This window comes from Neobacillus sp. CF12 (assembly GCF_030348765.1).
In the GTDB taxonomy this organism is placed as follows: Bacteria; Bacillota; Bacilli; order Bacillales; family Cytobacillaceae; genus Neobacillus.
The window spans coordinates 207,075-227,728 of the sequence record NZ_JAUCEU010000007.1; the positions used below are offsets into that span (position 1 = coordinate 207,075).

A 20,654-nucleotide genomic window follows, 5' to 3' on the forward strand; every position below is an offset into this window, starting at 1 on the left:
TTTCTTGTAGTGATCATCTTCAATCCATGCGTTATTCTTTTTAATGCTTTTATTCGAGAAAGTGCAGAAAACCCAGTACCTACGATCCCCACTTTAATTTTTTTGATATCGTCCACCTCCTGTTACCTATGAAGATTCACTCCATCTTTTATTTAAGGTCCTGTATTGTGAAGGAGAAATTCCCAAAAATATATGGTGTGGTACTATCTAAGGATGGATTGAGTGTAAAAGGGGAGCCATTCCAAATAGCAGGCAATAGCTTCGAGGCACCCTATCTCGTTAAACGGGATGACAATTATTATTTATTTGCGTCAAATGGTTCATGCTGTGAGGGAGCAGATAGTACCTATAATGTTGCGGTGGGACGATCTAAATCCATTACCGGACCATATATGGATAAGATTGATAATTATTTAATGCACAGCAGAGGCACGATTATTTTACTAGGGAAAGAGAAAAGCAAATTCGTAGGACCAGGACATAATGCTGTAATATGAGATGAAGCTGGCACCGATTGGATCGTTTACCATGCTTATGAGTAGGAAAATCCGTGGATGGAATGTGGTGCTCCGAGGCGAGCATTGCTGATTGATCCTATCCTTTGGAAGGATGGCTGGCCAGTTATTAAAGATATGGAGCCTGAATCAGATTCACAACGAGTTCCTAAAACTCGATAAAATACTAGATTTGTAGATACTTTCAACTTGGATGTTAAAGAGGAGGAAATAGGATGTTAAAACAATTAGTTGCCGTTGCGCCACACAAAGCAGAAATTTTAAAGTACGAGGATCGCGAATTAAAAACAAATGAAGTAAAAGTACAAGTTGAGTTTGCATCGCCTAAACATGGTTCAGAATTAGCTGGGTTCCGTGGGGAAAGCCCACATATGAATGAGTATTACGATGAAGAATGGCATACGTTCTTACCTCGTCCGGAAAGTGATCAGAAGGGTGTTGATTTCGGAAGTTGGAATTTAGGGAATCAATGGGTAGGTGTCATTAAAGAAGTTGGTTCAGATGTTAAGGATTATCAAGTAGGCGAAAGAGTTTGCGGTTACGGCGGCGTTAGAGAAACACAAATTGTAAACGCTATCAATAATTTTTATCTGCTAAAAATGCCTGAAACTATGTCATGGAAAAGTGCCGTTTGCTTCGATCCAGCTCAGTTTGCTTTAGGTGGAATACGGGATGCCCATGTTCGTGCAGGGGACCGTGTGGCAATTATCGGATTAGGGGCGATTGGACAACTTGCAGCCCAGCTTGCAAAACTAGCAGGTGCAAGTTATGTAGCCGTAGTAGATCCAATTGAAAAGCGCCGTGAAGTGGCGTTACGTGCTGGTGTTGATGAAGCTTTTGATCCAATCAATCAAGATGTTGGTCTTGAATTAAAGAAAGCGACCAATAAGATGGGTGTCGATGTTGTCATTGAAACAAGTGCTAACGAATTTGCCCTTCAGCAAGCTTTAAGAGGATTAGCATACGGCGGAACTATTGCCTATGTTGGCTGGGCGAGGCCATTTAGAGGCGGCCTTGATTTTGGCAGAGAAGCTCACTTTAATAATGCGAAAATTGTATTTTCAAGAGCATGCAGTGAGCCGAACCCTGATTATCCGCGCTGGAGCTGGAGACGGATTGAAGAAACTTGCTGGAAAATGCTTTCGGAAGGGGCGCTTAATTGTGAAGAAATTATTGATCCTGTTGTGTCCTTTGAAGAATCAGCAATTGGATACGAAAGCTATGTCGATCAACATCCAGAGAAGAGTGTTAAGCTTGGAGTTAAATTTTAAATCTTAGTCTCTTTCAAAAAAGGTAAATTAGGGGGATCACTATGAAATTAGCAACTCAAGACAGAAGTTTTTTTGGTGAAGGCTTTGAAGAAAAACTATCAAAAGTAAAAGAACTTGGTTTCGAAGGACTTGAAATTGGCGGCGATGTATTAATAAACCGTTTTGAAGAAATAAAGAAAGCAGTTAAAACAACTGGGGTTCCCATTAGTTCTATTTGCGGCGGTTATAGGGGATGGATTGGTGCCTTTGAGGAGGAGGAAAGAAAATTGGCCATCTCAGACATCGGTGAAATCTTGCGCTATACCGCAGAAATTGGAGCAACAGGGGTCATTGCACCAGCCGCCTTTGGAATATTTTCAAGAAAACTTCCACCGTTCACCCCTCCAAGAACGGCAGAAGAAGACCGGGAAGTGTTATTGGATTCTTTGGAAAAAATAAATGTTTTGGCAAAAGAAGCTGGAAGTATTTTATTTTTGGAACCGCTGAATCGCTATGAAGACCATATGATCAATCGTTTAGAGCAGGCGAAATCATTAATAGAACAGGGCGGATTTTCATCTGTAAAAGTACTTGCGGATTTCTTCCACATGAATATGGAAGAAGCAAATGTCGCGAAAAGCATTATGGAAGTAAATCACCTCATCGGGCACGTGCATTTAGCCGATAGCAACCGACTCATGCCTGGAAAGGGGCATATTGATTTTGATTCTGGTTTTCAAGCTTTGCAAAAAATGTACTTTTCGGGGTTCATGTCAATTGAGTGTGAGATTTCCGGAGACCCGGAAAAATCGTATCTTGAGTCCGCTGCTTTTCTTAAATCAAACATAATTAAAGGGGGAGGCAATTTATGAAATTTAATAAAAAATTTAAACTGATCGCTTTGTCAACAACTTTAGTAACTAGTTTAATGCTTGGTGCCTGCAGCAATAAAGCATCAAAGGAAGAGGCAAATGTTCTCAAAGTACCGGATGCAGACATTTGGGGTGAAGAAAGCTCTGCCTTGAGAGTAATGTACGACTTGTATCAAAAGGATAATCCCGATATTAAAATTAAAGAGGTATCTGTACAGGATATGGGGACCGCATTAGCAGCTGGGGAAGCTCCTGATTTATTATTACAAGGACCATTTGAAGCTGCCGAAGCCTATAAACAAGGTTATATTGAACCGATGGACGCTTATTATGAAAAGTATAAATACGATGAAAAAATGTTCCAATGGTCAAAAAATGCTTATGAATTTGATAATAAAATCATCGGAATTCCTTGGAACTATGAAGGCTTAATGCTTGTATATAACAAAACCTTATTTGAAGAAAATGGCTGGGAAGTTCCAACTAATTATAATGAAGTTGTTAGTCTTTCAAAGGAAATTGAAAGCAAGGGGACGATTCCTTTTGCATGGGGAACATCCGATTGTGAAGGTTGTGACAATTGGTGGATTTCTAGTATCGTAAATAGTGTTTTAGGTCCTGAAGGTACGAAACAACTTTATTCAGGTGATAAAAAATGGACGGATCCTGAAGTGGTAGAAGCAATCCAACGGTATTCAGATTTTTGGAATGACGGATATGTTACAGAAAAAAAATCTCATGCTATTTCAACAGAAGATGCTTCGAAATTATTTATTACGGGTAAATCCGCAATGAAAATTGATGGTACATGGAGTTTGGCAGCAGGTCTGGAAACGGATTTTGAGGTTGGATATGCACCGTTCCCTAGCTGGAGTCCGGATGGTGAACCTGTTATTCCTCTAGGTGTAGGGGCAGGATTAACCATTAATGCAAAGTCAAAACACAAGGATGAAGTTGCGGAGTTATTAAGCTATTTCTTCCATGAAGATGTAGTTGTGGCAATGGCTAAAAATGGTATTCCTGAACCGATTGAAGCTGATTATAGTGGTTTGGACTTTGAAACTAATGTTGAAACAGCCTTAAATATGATTAATGAGGCAGCAGCAAACGGAAAATCTGGATATCTTTCATTCTCTTATGCATCCCCAAGTGTTGTAGAAGTATTGGAGAGCGAGTTCGCTGGTGTTTATTTAAAGAAGACAACTGTTGAAAAGTGGCTGGAGAAATTACAAAAACTAAAAGAAAAAGATGCAAAAGATGGTTCGTTATATAAGCTAGAAAACTATTAATTTAGTTCTAGGTATCTATGACAATAAGTATAGATACCTAAAGTATTTTTAAATAGGGGGGTCTAAAACGGCTGTAACAAAAAAAGTAATCATCAAAGAGACAAAGGAAACAAAAAAGTATAAATTAGAAAAATGGCTTGGATGGTTTTTTATTTTACCCGGCCTTTTGGTTCATATTTTAGCTGTATCGATTCCGGCCGTGATGTCATTATATTTGCCATTTACTGAATGGAATGGATAAAATACTCCAAAGTTTATTGGATTAGCAAACTTTGTGGAAGCATTCGCCGATTCTGTTGTTTGGACAGCCTTTATTAACAATGCTAAATGGGCCTTATTTTGGATAATATTCCAATTATTCTTGCGTTTTTCTTAGCTTACATGCTGCGCAAGGTTAATAAGATTCAAACACTCTATCAAGCTACATATTTTTCGACATCTATTATAATAGTTACTGTTGCAGGCCAAATTTGGTTTTGGATCTATAAACCGTTTAGTGGTGTAAATTTCTATTTAGAAAAAGCTGGTCTTGTATTCTTACAATGGCCAGGATTAACCATTCCGGCTCTAGCTAGCAGCCATGTGTTGGGTATAAAATATTAAAATTTATATTGCCTTACAGTTGAGTAAGGCTTTTTTTCTAGGTAAATATCTAATTGGAGGGAAACAAATGAACAATGTATCAACTCCTTTAACAATGAAAGTACCTCGTTTTAAAGGCGGAGGATTTATCGAATTTGAAGAAATTTCAGTTCCAAAGCCAGGACCAGGACAACTTTTAATCCAAGTAAAGGCCAATGCATTATGCGGTTCAGAAAGAGGTCAATTCATTAATGGTGCAGTTGTTATTCCAGGCCATGAAGCGGCAGGAGTCGTCGTTGCAGCTGGTAAACATACGAGAGTCCCAATAGGCACACCGGGAGTCATCTATCTTATGGACTTTTGTGGTACCTGCCGCGCGTGTTCACAAGGATTTACGAACCAATGTCGTAATAAAAGAGGGGATATGGGATTTAATAAAGACGGCGGTTATGCACCATATGAATTGATTAATGAAAATATTTTTTTTCCTATAGATAAAAATATTCCCTTTCCTGAGGCAACGATGCTTTTAGACATCATTGGAACAGGTGGCCATGCCATTGATCGAGGTAGAATCCTACATCCGGATATTCAATCCGTGTTTGTCATGGGTGCTGGCCCTATAGGCTTAGGTGTTTTGGCTATGGCGAAAATAATAATAGGTAAAGAAATTCCTGTTTTTGTATCAGACTTTGAAGATTATCGATTAGAGATCGTGGAAAAATTAGGCGGAATTCCTCTAAATCTAAAGAAGAAGTCTCTTCATGAATTTTTTATGGAAAATGATGTGAAGGCAGTGGATTTATCGATTGATACCAGTGGAAAGAAAGCAGCACGTCAGTCTGGATTAAAGGTATTGGATCAGCAAGGGGCTCTTATTTGTGTGGGCCATGGCGAAGAACTTCATATCGATGTTTCAATAGACCTGATTCATCCAGAACGGGCGATTTTGGGAAGTGAGTACTTCCCCTATCGTGACCTTGAAAGGAATTTAGATATATTAAATCGCCATTTCGAGTATTTCAGTGCGATTATTACCCACCGATTTGAGGCAGAAAAAATCAAGGAGGCTTTTGATCTTTTCTTAAAAGGTCAAACGGGGAAAGTGGTCATTGTGCAATGAACGATAAAAAAGTAAAGGTTGCACTGATTGGAGCGGGAGGATGGGGTTTTCAACACGCAAGAATTTTACGTGATCGAAATGATGTTGAGTTTTGCGCTATTGTTGGAAGATCATTGGGGAAAACAAGGGAAAGAGCCAATGAATTTGGTACAAACTATTATCTTTCGATCGAAGAGATGCTTCAAGCAGAAAAGCCCGATATCGTAAGTTTATGCCTGCCAAATCAAGACCATTTTGAACCAACGTTAAAGGTGATTAAAGCAGGCTATCCCTTAATTGTGGAAAAACCGCTTGTTTTTAAAATGGAAGAAGCCAGTACCCTAATCAATGAAGCAGAAAAACGGAACTTGTTTTTTGCCATTAATTTCAATCATCGTTTTGCACGTACAGTTAAACTTGCAAAAAAAGCAATAGGCGAAGGAAAATTAGGAGAAATTATTTTTGCTTCATGGCGTTTTGGCGGTGAAGGTGTAAGTGATCATCCATTTGCCAATCTAATTGAAACACAATGCCATGGATTTGATATGCTCGAGTACCTTTGTGGACCGATTCAATCAGTGATGGCAGAAATGACAAATAAAACAGGAAAGGGATATAGCACACTTTCATTATCCTTAAAGTTTTCGAATGGTGCGGTGGGAAGCTTTCTAGGAACCTACGATTCTTCCTATATGTATTCTGGTACGCACCACTTAGAAATAAACGGTACCAAGGGCAGGATTTTAATAAAGGATACTGTTCGTGAATTTACCTACCAAACAGCAGGAAACGAAATAGCTGAGGTTTGGAGTGCGGGATACTTTAATGATTATGATCGTGACTTCCATAAAACCTTTGACGAGCATATGGAAGTTATTTTATCTGCTTTTAAAAACGGAGAACATCCGCCTGTTCATGCAAGTTGTGGGGTTAGGGCATTAAAACTGGCGTACGCAGCCATTGAATCCTTTAAAAAGGGAATAAGGGTCGAAACATTATAATTGGAATCAAAAAATCATTTTAAGAACATGAAACATCTATGGAGGGAAGAAGATGAAATATCGTCTAGAGTATCCAAGACCACAACTCGTTCGAAAAGATTGGCTGAATCTAAACGGAGTTTGGACATTTACATTTGATGATGAGAACAAAGGAACAGAGCAAAAATGGTTCAAACAAAACAGCAGCGTGTTTAATAAGGAAATCAACGTTCCATTTGCATTCCAAACCAAAATAAGTGGAATTGAAGACCCGACTTACCATGATGTCGTTTGGTATAAAAGGGATTTTGAAATTCCTGCAAGCTGGAATGATCAGAGGGTAATCCTTCATTTTGGAGCAGTGGATTATCGTGCATGGGTTTATGTAAATGAGAAATTTGTTGGGTTCCATGAAGGAGGACATACTCCCTTTTCATTCGACATTACAGATTGTTTAAATGGTGGAAAGGAAACGATTGTGGTAAAAGTTGAAGATCCGTCTAGAGATGAATCCATTCCCCGTGGAAAGCAGTTCTGGATGGAGAAGCCATTTGGAATTTGGTATACGCGTACAACAGGAATTTGGCAAACAGTTTGGTTAGAACCTATAAATTCAGCACATATTTCAAAACTTAAATTCACACCAGACGTAGATAAGGGAGAAGTCACCGTTGAGCTTGAAGTTTCCGGTGATACTACTAATAAGGAAGTCCAATTTGATATCCATTTTAAAGGGGAATTAGTAATACGCGACACTTTCTCCGCAATCGAAAATTATAACAAACGTTCATTTAATATATATCAACATAAAATCTTCCGCACAACCTTCCATGATGATGGATGGAACTGGACACCAGAGAATCCTAATCTTTTTGATGTGAAAATTAAATTGAAGGTAGACCAAACAATATTAGATGAAATTGATTCCTATTTTGGGATGAGAAAAATCCACACTGAAAATGGTATGGTATACCTAAATAACCGTCCCTATTATCAAAAGCTCATTTTAGACCAAGGATATTGGCCAGTAGGTCTCCTTACAGCTCCGACAGATGAAGAAATTAAAAAGGATATAGTACTTTCTAAATCAATGGGCTTTAACGGCTGCCGTAAACATCAAAAAGTAGAGGACCCGCGCTTCCTTTATTGGGCTGATCATTTAGGCTTCCTTGTCTGGGGTGAATGTGCATCGATCCCTTCGTTCAATGCAGTAGCAGTTGCAAGGTTGACTAGAGAGTGGATTGAAATTATTGATCGTGATTATAACCATCCGTCCGTTGTCGCATGGGTGCCACTTAATGAAAGTTGGGGGATTCCCAATGTGCGTGACAACTGCCAGCAGCAACACCATTCATTGGCCATGTATCACCTTATCCATTCCCTTGATCCAACTCGTCTAGTAATATCGAATGATGGTTGGGAGCTCACAAAAACTGATATTTGTTCCATTCATAACTATAACCATGGTTCAAAAAATGAAACTGAAAAATACGACAAATATAGGGAAGATTTGGCGACAAAGGATTCTATTTTATCATCAAAACCTGCAAAAAGAAGTATTTATGCAAATGGTTTTGAACATGGAGGAGAACCCATTCTATTAACAGAGTTTGGTGGTATTGGCTTTAAAATTGGTGAAGACACTGGTTGGGGGTATACAACTGTTAAAAACGGTGAGGAATTCGTTGATGATTACAAGCGTATTATGAAGGCTGTTTATAGCTCCAAAATTTTATACGGCTATTGCTATACACAATTAACAGATGTTGAGCAAGAAATCAACGGCTTATTAACATATGACCGGAAGCCAAAATGTGACTTAGAGAAAATTAAAGAAATTAATGATATGTGGCACCCAGGGACGATATAGGCAATATTAATAATCTCGGAGATTATGAAGGGCGGATTTTGGAATACAAATGAAGAGGAGAGAAAATGAATTATCGTACGATCGATAAATCTGACTAATCTTATATTACGAACGGGGGCTTTAGTTGAGCAATAAATAAATAGATAAATAAATAAATAAATAAATAAGGACAATTTGAAATCGTCATTATAAGTAAGTAGGTAAGGTAAGCCATGAACTTATAAATTAGCTAGATTAGGCTAAAAATCAAAAATATAATGCAGTAGAAACAGTGAGGCGAAATGAATAAATCCAACCGAATTTAACCATTCGTTGTAATACTTAAGATTTAGGTTCAAACTAATATAGTAGACAATTATGGACTATCATTCGTTAAGGGTTCTATAAATGATCCCATCTTCCACGTATTAATCTTTAAACATCACATTCATCTTAGAAAAAATACGGTGCCGAGTTTGGTGCCCATTATTAGAAATTTAATGATATTACAAAACACTATAAATTACATAAACCTTATTCTATAGCACTTTATGGTACTTTGTTATACTAGAAACTAAATACTGTCTAGAACTTCAAAACTGCTTGAGTCTTTGAGCAAGGGAAGGAAGGCTAATTCCAACGTAGTTTTCCATGTGAGTGTGGGGATTAAATAAACTAGATGATACTATTCACCTGTATTGGATGCCTATTATCATACAAATTTAACACATAACCAACATAAAATATAATAAAATCAATACCAATAACTCATTATCGACCCGAACTGGTATCTAAGAAATGTAAAATCCAGCAACTTAGCCGATTTCCTTCAACTTAAGTGAGTAAAGTTAATAGTTTCTTTAATCATGTATAATTAAACGAAAAGAATTTGAGATCATATATTATCTGTAATTAGAAATAACTAGCCAGGAAAAATTCCTTAAGGGATGATCCTGGCTTTTTCATGTTTTTTTGGTACTACATTCTCCAAAAACTTACAAAAAACCAAGTCGAATTACGAAAAATCTAGTAAAATAGAAAGAGTAGTATTATCTGAGTATAGGAATATAGTATGAATCTTGGGAGGGTTTAATTATGGAAAAGGAAATTTGGAAGTGGATTTTGGAAACGCTTAATGATGAAGGAATTGCCAAAATCGGGCAGAGTATAGGTGCTAAAAGACCCGTTTTTCGTCAAATCAATCCCCATCATAAAAGGTTTAAGATATTAAGACCGGCTCTTATTCAGGAAGCACTTCATCAACGGAACGCGAAAATACTTAAGTATTTTTTTGATGAGATAGCTGAAGAGGATGGGGAACTCGTATCCTATCGCGGACGAAGTATAGAGGAACTCCTTCTTGCAGCTGAAGAGGAGATTTCACCGTCTATTCTTTTTAGTGTGCTAATGTCGAGCGAGGAGGAAGAGGACATTGAAAAAGCAACTGAAATCTTCCGCACATTAAGAGATGAAGATAAACTCGAAGCCTTTGAAAATCGATCAGAAGCAAAGGTCGAAGAGGTGAATAATCCGGAAGAGGAAACCCAAGCAAATCAACTTCAAGAAGAAATGAAAGTGGCTTTGCAAAAAAATGTAAAGCTAGATCGGAAGATTAAAAAGCTTGAAAAAAATATTGAAGAGTTAAAAGTGAAAGATACAGTTGCCCAGAACGCGATTAAGAATGAAAGAAAACAACTGAAAGAAGATAAAAAGGGATTATCCCAGGATAATCACTCTCTCAAAAAAGAAGTAGATACTTTAAAGAAAAAGGTTCTTGAACTTACTTCTGAAAAGGTGTTACAGCAGAAGCAGTTGGATAAACATGTAAATACAATAAAAGCAAAGGAAGATGAAATCTCTAAATTACATGCACGGATGCTAAAAGAGAGAACGGAGCTTGAAAAAAAATTAGCTTCTAAAGAACTAGAAACTGCAGTGGCCAATGCTAAGGTTTCTGACAAATTGACGTTTGCTGACTTACTAGCAGCGGAAGGTCAAGTCGCTACTACCATTGAAGCACCACCAGCAAAACCAGCTGCATCTGTAAAGAAACCGCATGATGGTACAGAAGAATTATTTATGCAGGAATTTGATTCTGTCACACATGAACTGGGGCTAGTTTATGATAAAAAGGATCTTTATAATTTCCATACGGCAATGAAATCTTCTTCTCTTGTGATTTTGGCCGGGATGAGTGGAACAGGTAAATCAAAACTTGTTCAAGCATATGGGAAGGCGTTGGGGCTTGTTGACAAACACCAAATGACGTTTATTCCCGTTCGCACTGCATGGACAGATGATGCAGATTTAATTGGCTATGCGGATACACTGAAAATGGTTTACCGTCCTGGTGACTCTGGATTAATCAATGCTTTGATGAGCGCAAAAGAAAATAGTAATAAGCTTCATATTATTTGTTTTGATGAGATGAATCTTGCTAGGGTAGAGCATTACTTTTCCCAATTTCTTTCTGTTCTTGAGAATGAACCGGGACCACAAAGAGTCTTGCAATTATATAATGGCGATCTGAAAGGCAAGCTGACCAATTCAGCGCAGTTTCCACCTGTGATCCCAATCGGAGATAACGTCATCTTTGTGGGTACAGTAAATTTGGATGAATCCACTTACCATTTTTCGGACAAGGTTCTTGATCGTGCCAATGTGATTACCTTAAATGTCTTAAACTTTGGCCATTTGAGAACGTTGTCACAGGAGAAGACCGAAACAACAAACTTGAAGGAGCAGGGAACCCTTTCTTTCGAAGCGTTTAATATCCTACGCAATCAAAACAAAGAGATTCATATGCAAGATCATGAATTGGCATTACTTTGGGAGGTTCATACCGAATTACAAAAGGTGAACAAGAATTTAGGAGCAGGACCAAGAATTGTCCGCCAAATTGACATGTATCTAAAAAACTTGCCAAATAGTGAGCACTTTACTCGAGCGGAGGCATTCGATAAGCAAATTGTTCAACGGATCCTTACAAAAGTAAGAGGACCAGAGGAGCAGTTGAAAAAGTTTATTGGCACTTATGATCTTCACACCGAAAATATCGTCAACAGTAAATTAGGGGAAATTCTAGACCGCTATCATGAGGTTTCAGAGTTTTATGAAACAAGAAATGTATTAATTCATAAGGCGAAAGAGTTGAAATTAAATGGCTATACCCTCTAAAGGTTTTGAGGTTATTTTTACACAAAAATTTGGGGAGCAAGATCATTTCATCAATTTGGACTCGTTTTTTACGACAGATCAAGATTTTCTCGAGAAAAGAGAAGAGAACTGGATTGAAATCAAAGAAAATATCGGGTTAACTCTTACCTTTAAATCGAATAGGGACAGTGCACAGTTCTTTATGGATGGTCTTGATACACTTCCTGGGCACATGCTTGGCTTTGACCCGGTAGAACGAGAGGTTTACCTGTCGCCATCTGAAGATCCTGTTACCATTTTTGATAATACAAAAGCCTATTATCCGCTGATCCCTGGACTCTATCGGATTCTGGTTGTGTATGAAAGACAACGATATTATTGTTGTGTCAAGGTGATACCTAAGCAGATAGAAGAAACACAGTGGGAAGTCATGAAGCAAGAGATTGAAAAGGAAGTAAGCGGGCTCGCTCGTGAAGTGATTTTACGAAAAAATGGATTAAACCATACATTAGGTGGTATTTCACAAGGGTTGCTTAAACAATTTATCGTCATAAACAATCGATTTCCTTCGGTCATGGCAGCCCTTAGCGATTTATATCGAAAGGTCAACTATCGGATCAGCAAAGATTATCAACTTGTCCCTAAAGAAAAAGCACGTTTTATTGACGAAAAAACCATTCGTCATCGTGTAAGCAATCATGAACGACATCAACTTTTAATGACGCCAAACAGCTCGATACACTATGATTTACCAGAAAATCAATTCGTGAAGAAAATCATCCTTTCCATTTCAAAAACCTTAACTGGTTTTATGGAAGGCATTCAAAATACAAAGAGTAGCATTCGAAATTCGAAGGATGCTGGAATGTTTCGGACCGTGGTAGAAAAAGAGAGAACTCTATCGGAATTAAAAAAACTAGGTGAGGTTACAGGGAAGATGAGAGGAGCGATTCAGTGGATTAAAACTGCTCCGTGGTTTGAGAGTATCGGAATCTATCAATCTTCCATTATACCACCTGTTATGACTAGCGACCCGAGATATCGTGCCCTTTATCAGCTTTATCGGGACCTCAAAAATGAGCAATTGCAACTGGAGATCCATCAATCTTATAGCTATCAGTGGAAAAGGACGGATAAGCTCTATGAAATATGGGGATATCTTCAGTTCATCAAGACACTTTCTGGGGAAGAGTTAGGATTTGTTCCTGAAAAAGGATGGTTGTATAGCCAGACCCTAGACGAAAGCAACCTGTTGGTCCCGACACTTCCAGCCAATACGGAGGTGGTCTTTAGAAAAGATGATCTTAAAGTGCATTTACTTTATGAAGCGCTCCTGCCATCACAAAGTAAACTTACCAAGATGGAGGAACCGTTGTACACAAGAGGAACAAACAACCGCCCCGATGGCCGCCTAGATGTCTATCGGAATGAGGTATTCATTGGGACGATTATTTTTGATTTTAAATATCGTCCAAGAAATTCAGTATGGAACAATCAGTTAATTGAAACAAACCAACCTCATGAAGTGATGAGGCAGCTGGTGAGTTATGGGGTTCATCTCTATTCTCCTTATTTATTTGGAGATGGCAGCCACCCACTCGTGAGTGCGATGAGTCCTGTTCAAGAAGTATGGGCCATCTATCCAAATCGGTATGGAACGTCAAGAAGCGAGGATTTCCCTGATCATAAAGTAAGTTTGATTGAATTGACTCCAGGATTAGATAATGGTTTTTTTGTTGAGAAATTGAAGGGGACGATAGATAGACTGGTGGAGAGAAGTAAGACGGTCATGGCGTTCTTGGAATATAGTAAATCCTCTTTATGAATTAGGAAGAAAGAATAGTGGAATGTTGCTTGAGTAAGAATACTGTTTCTGAAATAAATAATTTAGGAGTAACTGCAATAAGAATCTTGCCAATGTCTGAAGGTGATCCGGAATTTACTGGAAAATCAATTGAGGATTTACAAGAATGGTTCCAAGAGGAGCTTCCGTATAGAAATTATAATTTCAAAAGAGGGATGAATACGCCATCTGGAACGTTGGTGCTATTTCAGTATAAAAGTTGTCTCATTGCTGTTGCCATTCTTGAAGAAAGAATTCTTTATCCAGAGAAGACAGAGGGAAATTATACCGGATATTACAATTTTCATCCTTCAACGATAGCGGTGTTTACTCCCATAACTTCTGATGAAATGAAACTTGTTTGGACTATATTTCAAGGGTTTAACCAATCGATGCAGAAATTGGAGGTTGATCAACTAGAGTCCTTTTATTCACTTTTATCGAATAAAAATCTTAGGTATGCTCTTGAAAATGGAAAATGAGGAATCTTATCAAGAACATATTGAGAGAACAGAAATGGATTCCTTCATCAAAAAAGAAGATACACCGATTCCACCAATAAGTGGACTAGATCTATCTCTATCAACGAAGTGGAAGAGAAATCACCTAACTGCCAAAAAAGCAATTATTCATGCGGGATATAAATGTGAATTTGACAATAATCATTTGTTTTTTCAATCATCAGTAACGGAATTAAATTATGTAGAAGCACATCATTTAATTCCAATGGAATATCAAGGACAATTCAAATGGAGTCAAGATGTTGAGGCAAATATTATTTCTTTATGTCCTCTGTGTCATAAAACGGTACACCACGCACCTATAGAGACAATCGAACCTATACTTAAAAATCTATACCATCTTCGAAAAGCTAGACTCCAGAAGTGTGGGATCAATATAGATTTCAATAAATTTTTAACTTACTATTAGAATGGTGTTTATTAGCTGGCTGTATTTATATATTCTAATGGCAAAACTAAAAAAGTAAGAGCCGTAATATCAGTCATAGCCCAGTAGGTTAAAGATTGTTGAATTAATTCGTATGGGCCAACTAACAGTGGGGGAAATAGCAGACCATCTTCATATTCGCCAGCCTAAAGCAACTAAACATTTCCGTGTCCGTGTCCTGTATGAAGCGGGAATGGTGGAGTTTGATGCAGAAGCGAATCGTCGAATCTACAAGCTGAGGTCAGAGCCCTTCAAAGCCTTAGATTTATTGCTAATAGAATACCGTGATATTCGGGAGAGAAATTTTGACAACTTAGTTTGTTATTTGCAAGGGCTGCAAAAGAGAGAAATTTAAGAGAATGAAAACTAAAATTATTGGAGGAATCCTAATGTCAACTCAAATCAAAATCACTCATACTTTTAATGCTTCACGTGATCTTGTGTTTAAGGCATTCACTGAATCAGAACACCTAAAGTACTGGTGGGGGCCAAAAGGATGGACATTTGAGGTTTCTAAATCAGATTTCCGTCCTGGCGGTGTCTTTCATTACAGCCAGAAACCTGCTGATGGCAACGTAATGTGGGTTAAATTTGTATACAGTGAAATTATAGCACCCGAGAAAATTGTTTACACCAGTTTCTTTTCTGATGAAGAAGGTAACAATGTACGTGCACCCTTTGACGCAAATTGGCCAATGGAAACCCTGAATACCATTACATTCATCGAGGACGAAGGAAAAACAACCCTAACAATGATTGTGGTTCCCGTATCCCCGACTGAGGAAGAGAACAAAACCTTTGAGGATTCAAAAGAGATGGTTCTGGAAGGACATACCGGAACCCTTGAACAATTAGATGAATACCTAACAATGATATAAACCGTTTAAAATATCCGCTGCAAAAAACACCGACCACCGGTGGGCTTTCCCGTGATTTGTACATGATTCATTTTAGAAAATCAAAATATAAAGGCTGGAATTGCCAAGCACCAATACATTTATATGGTGCTTGGCAATTTTTATGATTTTATTATGTATTAAATCTAGTTGATTTGTTACCGTTAGGTAACTATAAGTTCAAAGATTAGAAAGTGGAGCTAACAGTTTAATTATGGAAGGTTCATTAGTTTTTGAGAATCAAAAATGTTATAGTTCTTTTACAAATTTGATTGATTTTCAATAAGATCAGTCTTCCGCAATCAGGCCATTTAATCGAAATAAGGATTATTTAGAAGCGGAACAGTTATCCATCAAGTGGGTTAGTCCAGTTTACGGGAAGCTCAATATTAATGTATCATGAATGAAGTTGTCCAAATTATCCCAAAGGAGTTGTTGAATGTTGTCAATTAGTTTGAACCCGTATTTGTTTTTTGACGGTAACACGAGAGAAGCAGTCCATTTTTATGAGAAAGCGCTTGGCGGGAAAGTGATGGGTATCATGACGTACGGAGATATGCCAGCTGACCCGAATCATCCGTTGGCGGATGACATGAAGGATCGCGTTATGCATGCACACTTGAAAGTCGGCGACGCGGATCTCATGTTCTCCGATACGTATGCAGGCATGCCTTATCAGCCAGGCAATACATTCAGATAGCCATTCATCCCAAAGACGAGGCAAGAGCGAGAGAAATCTTCGCCGCTTTGGAAGACGGTGGACAAGTCGTTATACCCCTTCATAAGGCGGATTGGAGCTCCTTGTACGGGATGGTAAAGGACAAGTTCGGGGTTAATTTCAATGTGAATGTCCAAAGTGAGCAAACGCAGGAATAACAAACAGACTTCAGCTTCACCAACAAACAAAGTATAAGAAAATATCTAGACCAAGGATAAGTGGTCTTTTTCTTTTTTTACATACAGAACAAATGTTCGTATATAATAAGGGTATTACATCAAAGGTGGTGACCAAATGGAAATACGTGATCGCGGCAAAAAGAAATGGCAGCCAGTATCGTTCATGCCGGAGGGCTTTGCAATGACTCGAGAAATGTACCGCGACCAAAATCGGCAGGCTAAGCCGATACTTGATGACTATCAGTCGGAGGAATTCGATCAGCGCATAGCCTACGCAATGGAAAATCGATATCCAGTAAAGTTAACTGTGTGGAGCGATGGGTTTACGGACGAAATCACGGGTAGGGTGCATTACTGCGACCCTATTACGAAGCAGTTTTACCTTGAGACTGAATCATGTGATATCATGCAAGTGGCGTTTGATGATGTAATTGGGGTGAGTGTAGTTGATTGAGTGAAATAAAAGGAGGAAAACCTGTAGGTGTTCCTCCTAAAGGTTATCGTGAAACGTTTTGTTATTTTCGTGCAGGGCTGCTTATGATCGAGCTGTCATAATTTATGATTGGTCACTTGGAAAAAATGGAAAGAAGATACACGTCTAGAATTGTTGTTAATTGTCGATTGACCTCATATAATATAATTTTGCGAGATTAATATAAAATATGACATATTGAGAGGTCAACTATGGACAAAATTGTCATTACAGGTTTTGGAGTTAAAGCACCGGGTGTCAGTAATATAGATCAATTTAAAGAAGTTCTAGAACATGGTATCTGTACACAGGAAATACTCCATGGCCGTGGCAATAATGGCTCTAATATAGTATGTGGAGTAGTTCATGAAGATTTGGATATGATCTCTGGTCAAAATTATAAAAGGTACCCGCGTGCAGCTAAGTTGGGCATTGCAGCAGCAGAGGAGGCTTATACGATGGCCAACTTACAAAATGATGAATTTACACGTGTTGCTGTTATCATGGGTACTTCCGGTGGAGGAATATTAGAAGCTGAAAAATTCTCTAATCATGGTAATAATCTTAAAAAAGTTCCCATTCACTATATTCCTGTAGGTGATCCGCATACAATATCTTCTGGAATCACCAAGCACCTTGGAATAAATGGACAAGCATATACCATCTCTACAGGGTGTACCGCAAGTTTAGATGCGTTAATTATGGGCAAATTATTCTTAGAAGCAGGATATGCAGACATTTGTATTGTTGGCGGCTCTGATGCTCTTCTAGGTGATTGGATTACCTATGGATTTTTAAAGACGGGTACGATTGCCGAAAATGTAGAGATTGAACAGACCGGAGTACCCTTTTCCACGTCTCACAAAGGTTTTGTTAAATCAGAGGGTTCTGCCGTTGTGATCATGGAACGGAAAAAAGATGCAGAATCAAGAGGCGCTAAGATTTGGGGGCAAGTTGATGGGAGTGCTTCTAACAATGAGGCTCTTCCAATGTTAAAGTCAGATACATCAGGCTGCTTAATGACATCTGCATTAAAGGACGCAATCGGTGATTGCATTCCTACTTATGTAAATAGCCAAGCGCTGGGCTTAGTACAGAATGATATGATTGAGTACATTACTCATTCGAATCTTTTTGGATCCACAGTCCCTATTACTTCTATAAAGGGAATGACCGGTCATATGTTTGGAGCAATGGGAGCTGTCCAAGTGATCACCTCGTTATTAAGTATGGAATATGGATTTATTCCACCAACCATTAAAACGAGTGGAGACGGTTTTAATGACTTGCCAATTGTCTTTGAGACGAAGTATCAAAATGTCGAAAGTGTCGCAATCACTAACCATGGGGTTAGCGGCAATAATACTTGTTTATTCATGACAAAACATAATTGAGGAAGAAGCAATGATCTTTCTATTAATGATTTCTTTTGCATTATTTCCTTTAGCAGCTGGTATAACAACTATCTATATTTTAGGAAAAACGAAATTATCCAAGCGTTTATTTATCTTTTTTATTTTTACCTCGTTTTGGCAAATAGATGTTTCATTTTTACATGCTCGTGAATTTTTTCCTAATAGCGTTATAGAGTTTTTATTTCAGTTATTTCGTTTTGGCTCAATCATGTTGGCTCCAACTTTATTTTCCGTTATCTATACTGCGATTCAAGAAAAACAAATGGTTGAATCTAGAATGGTAAAATATGCAGTCAATAAATTTACGGTCGTCACTCTTTATATATGGTCAACCTTTGTCTACTTGATAGGTTGGAGTCACAAAGGTATTCAGAGCTTTGAGTTAGTAAAACCGCTGGGGTTAATAAAAGTAAGTTTCGTATATCCTGTCTATGGCGATTGGGCATGGATCTTTAACTTTCATACAATTATGTTCATGATTATTACTGTAATTTCCTTTTCAATAAGTAAAAAACTGAAGGATTCTGAAACAAGAACGTTTATCCTTTATTTTATTAACATTGCAACAGTTGGATATTGTATTGGTTTTTTAAATATGATAAAAAGCTATCTGTTATTACCAAGCAGCATCGCTGTTATGTTTTTATCGATTGGGATTCTCATCCCTGTTATTAGAATGCACCAAAAGATTGTTACAAAGATGAATAATGCACTTTTAGATCAAAAAGAATTTCTTCATAAAATCATTGATCTGAATCCCAGTTATATCTATGCAAAAAGTCAGGATGGAAAATATACTTTAACCAATCAAGCTTATGGTTTATTATTTGGGGTGAATTCCGAAGAACTGATCGGAAATGAGGAAATGAATTATAATCCGGATTTGGATATGGCAATGAAGAATGTATATATTGATTATGAGGTATTAACAACCTTAGCAGAAAAGCATATACCGGAAAATGAAATCATCGATGCACAGGGAAATAAAAGGTGGATCCAAACGGTTAAACTGCCAATTGTTTCATCTAGAAATAAACAAGTCCTTACTGTTGCGACGGATATTACACAGCGAAAAATCAATGAAAAAAGGCGAGAGTGGGAAGCACTTCATGATCCTCTCACCGGATTACCGAATCGACGGGCATTTCATCAAGATTTAATCGAAAGAATGAAAACAGCTAAATTGAATAAAGAGAATGTAGCTGTCATATTTCTAGACTTAGATCGTTTTAAAATTATTAACGACACCCTCAATCACGAAAATGGGGATCTTCTCCTAAAGAAGGTAGCAGAACGGTTAAGTAATGCAGATGATAAAAGGGTGACCGATTTTTCAGTATATCGACTGGGCGGGGACGAGTTTACCTTTATTTTATACAGTGTAACGAAGGAAGAGACAATCATTTTTGTAAAAAGAATGTTAAATTTATTTAAGAAATCATTTACACTAGGAGATCATGAACTATTTGTCACTTCCAGTTTGGGAATCAGTATGTATCCAATGGATGGTGATCACCCAGATGTATTAATTAAAAATGCCGATATTGCGATGTATTCTTCCAAAGAATCGGGACGAAATTCTTACTCCTTCTTTACCGAGGAGATGAATGAGGATTATCAGAAAAAAATGATATTAGAAAAAGCTCTTCGAAAAGCATTACATTCTAATGAGCATAAGCTTGTTTATCAACCAAAAATTGATATTGAATCGAACAACATCATTGGTATGGAAGCATTAGTAAGATGGGAGAGTTCTGAATTAGGAATGATTTCACCTGCTGAATTTATTCCATTAGCAGAAGAAACTGGTATCATATTACCGCTGGGTGAATGGGTTCTGAAATCAGCATGTCTTCAAAATAAGATTTGGCAAGATATGGGGTACACTCCTATTCCAGTATCTGTAAATATCTCAATGCGCCAATTTTATGAAGAGGACTTTGTAGAATCTGTTCGGAAGATCTTAAAAGAAACAAATCTTGATGCCCGCTATCTAGATTTAGAAATAACGGAGAGTATTTCGATGGCGAACATCAATTCTGTGATTTCTACGCTTGATGAGTTAAAGACAATGGGGATTTCGATTTCAATAGATGATTTTGGAACAGGATATTCCTCATTAAGTTATCTGAAAAAGTTTCCCATTAATAATCTAAAAATTGACCGTTCTTTTGTAAGAGATATTACATGCAATACTGAAAATCGAGCCATTGTAAAAACGATTATTTCAATGGCCAATAATTTAAATCTTGATGTGATTGCGGAAGGCGTTGAGACGGAAGAGGAGTTAACCTTCCTAAAATCAAATGGCTGTATGGTTGTACAGGGATATCTGTTCAGTCCTCCGATATCGGGTGAAGAATTTGAAAGAACCTTCTTAGAGCGACACCATGAACCTGCAAGAACATACGATAAAAAGAAAGGGCGGACAGTATTTTAAACTGTTCGCCCTAATTGTTTATACGATTGATGTATTCAAAAATCCCCACAATATTTTTTTGAGTGTAGGAGATTCTTTTATATAGAAAAGAAGGGAGTCTTTTTACTTGCTATTTAAGTTATTTGTACCTATTGAGGTAAGTCGGTAA

Annotated in this window: 17 protein-coding genes and 2 pseudogenes; all 19 read left to right on the forward strand. The window is 37.7% G+C overall.

The genetic code is table 11. The annotated features are described in order from the left end of the window. Nucleotides 1-167 precede the first annotated feature (167 nt). The 19 genes and pseudogenes from QUG14_RS01145 (at nucleotide 168) to QUG14_RS01235 (ending at nucleotide 20,506) form a co-directional block, all read left to right on the forward strand. The gene (locus QUG14_RS01145; protein WP_289338590.1) at nucleotides 168-497 is read left to right on the forward strand and encodes a family 43 glycosylhydrolase; all 330 of its coding nucleotides are present in this window, start codon (nucleotides 168-170) and stop codon (nucleotides 495-497) included. A gap of 57 nt (nucleotides 498-554) precedes the next feature. Beyond that, nucleotides 555-677, forward strand: coding sequence for a hypothetical protein (locus QUG14_RS01150; protein WP_289338592.1), 123 nt, complete (start codon nucleotides 555-557; stop codon nucleotides 675-677). Between the two features lie 53 nt (nucleotides 678-730). Beyond that, a complete protein-coding gene (locus QUG14_RS01155) occupies nucleotides 731-1,786 on the forward strand; it encodes a zinc-dependent alcohol dehydrogenase (protein WP_289338594.1) in 1,056 nt (351 codons plus the stop codon). A gap of 41 nt (nucleotides 1,787-1,827) precedes the next feature. Beyond that, nucleotides 1,828-2,637: a sugar phosphate isomerase/epimerase family protein gene (locus tag QUG14_RS01160; RefSeq protein ID WP_289338596.1), complete on the forward strand. Its 810-nt coding sequence runs from the start codon at nucleotides 1,828-1,830 to the stop codon at nucleotides 2,635-2,637. Then, on the forward strand, nucleotides 2,634-3,926 hold the full coding sequence (locus tag QUG14_RS01165; protein ID WP_289338599.1) for an ABC transporter substrate-binding protein: 1,293 nt from the start codon (nucleotides 2,634-2,636) through the stop codon (nucleotides 3,924-3,926). The genes QUG14_RS01160 and QUG14_RS01165 overlap by 4 nt, the downstream gene beginning before the upstream one ends. Before the next feature lie 339 nt (nucleotides 3,927-4,265). Beyond that, on the forward strand, nucleotides 4,266-4,529 hold the full coding sequence (locus tag QUG14_RS01170; RefSeq protein WP_289338600.1) for a hypothetical protein: 264 nt from the start codon (nucleotides 4,266-4,268) through the stop codon (nucleotides 4,527-4,529). Between the two features lie 67 nt (nucleotides 4,530-4,596). After that, complete coding sequence (locus QUG14_RS01175) at nucleotides 4,597-5,631, forward strand: alcohol dehydrogenase catalytic domain-containing protein (RefSeq protein WP_289338601.1); 1,035 nt, start codon at nucleotides 4,597-4,599, stop codon at nucleotides 5,629-5,631. Beyond that, nucleotides 5,628-6,611, forward strand: a complete 984-nt coding sequence (locus tag QUG14_RS01180) for a Gfo/Idh/MocA family protein (RefSeq protein WP_289338603.1) — start codon at nucleotides 5,628-5,630, stop codon at nucleotides 6,609-6,611. The genes QUG14_RS01175 and QUG14_RS01180 overlap by 4 nt, the downstream gene beginning before the upstream one ends. 52 nt (nucleotides 6,612-6,663) lie before the next feature. Next, nucleotides 6,664-8,460, forward strand: coding sequence for a glycoside hydrolase family 2 protein (locus QUG14_RS01185; protein ID WP_289338604.1), 1,797 nt, complete (start codon nucleotides 6,664-6,666; stop codon nucleotides 8,458-8,460). A gap of 1,074 nt (nucleotides 8,461-9,534) precedes the next feature. Further along, nucleotides 9,535-11,616, forward strand: coding sequence for an AAA family ATPase (locus tag QUG14_RS01190; RefSeq protein WP_289338605.1), 2,082 nt, complete (start codon nucleotides 9,535-9,537; stop codon nucleotides 11,614-11,616). Continuing rightward, nucleotides 11,600-13,420: a DUF2357 domain-containing protein gene (locus tag QUG14_RS01195; RefSeq protein ID WP_289338606.1), complete on the forward strand. Its 1,821-nt coding sequence runs from the start codon at nucleotides 11,600-11,602 to the stop codon at nucleotides 13,418-13,420. Before QUG14_RS01190 ends, QUG14_RS01195 begins: the two co-directional genes overlap by 17 nt. 29 nt (nucleotides 13,421-13,449) lie before the next feature. Then, nucleotides 13,450-13,920, forward strand: a complete 471-nt coding sequence (locus QUG14_RS01200; RefSeq protein ID WP_289338608.1) for a hypothetical protein — start codon at nucleotides 13,450-13,452, stop codon at nucleotides 13,918-13,920. Next, nucleotides 13,910-14,368 (forward strand): HNH endonuclease, encoded by a 459-nt coding sequence (locus QUG14_RS01205; RefSeq protein ID WP_289338610.1) that lies wholly within the window; start codon nucleotides 13,910-13,912, stop codon nucleotides 14,366-14,368. Before QUG14_RS01200 ends, QUG14_RS01205 begins: the two co-directional genes overlap by 11 nt. 79 nt (nucleotides 14,369-14,447) lie before the next feature. Continuing rightward, a pseudogene (locus QUG14_RS01210) lies at nucleotides 14,448-14,741 on the forward strand (ArsR/SmtB family transcription factor); the annotation flags it as partial. A gap of 34 nt (nucleotides 14,742-14,775) precedes the next feature. Beyond that, nucleotides 14,776-15,264 (forward strand): SRPBCC domain-containing protein, encoded by a 489-nt coding sequence (locus QUG14_RS01215; protein WP_289338611.1) that lies wholly within the window; start codon nucleotides 14,776-14,778, stop codon nucleotides 15,262-15,264. 460 nt (nucleotides 15,265-15,724) lie between these two features. Beyond that, nucleotides 15,725-16,158 (forward strand): annotated as a pseudogene (locus QUG14_RS01220) (VOC family protein). A gap of 136 nt (nucleotides 16,159-16,294) precedes the next feature. Continuing rightward, the gene (locus QUG14_RS01225; protein WP_289338612.1) at nucleotides 16,295-16,633 is read left to right on the forward strand and encodes a YolD-like family protein; all 339 of its coding nucleotides are present in this window, start codon (nucleotides 16,295-16,297) and stop codon (nucleotides 16,631-16,633) included. 230 nt (nucleotides 16,634-16,863) lie between these two features. After that, complete coding sequence (locus QUG14_RS01230) at nucleotides 16,864-18,045, forward strand: beta-ketoacyl synthase N-terminal-like domain-containing protein (protein WP_289338613.1); 1,182 nt, start codon at nucleotides 16,864-16,866, stop codon at nucleotides 18,043-18,045. Between the two features lie 10 nt (nucleotides 18,046-18,055). After that, nucleotides 18,056-20,506, forward strand: coding sequence for a putative bifunctional diguanylate cyclase/phosphodiesterase (locus QUG14_RS01235; RefSeq protein WP_289338615.1), 2,451 nt, complete (start codon nucleotides 18,056-18,058; stop codon nucleotides 20,504-20,506). Nucleotides 20,507-20,654: the final 148 nt, after the last annotated feature.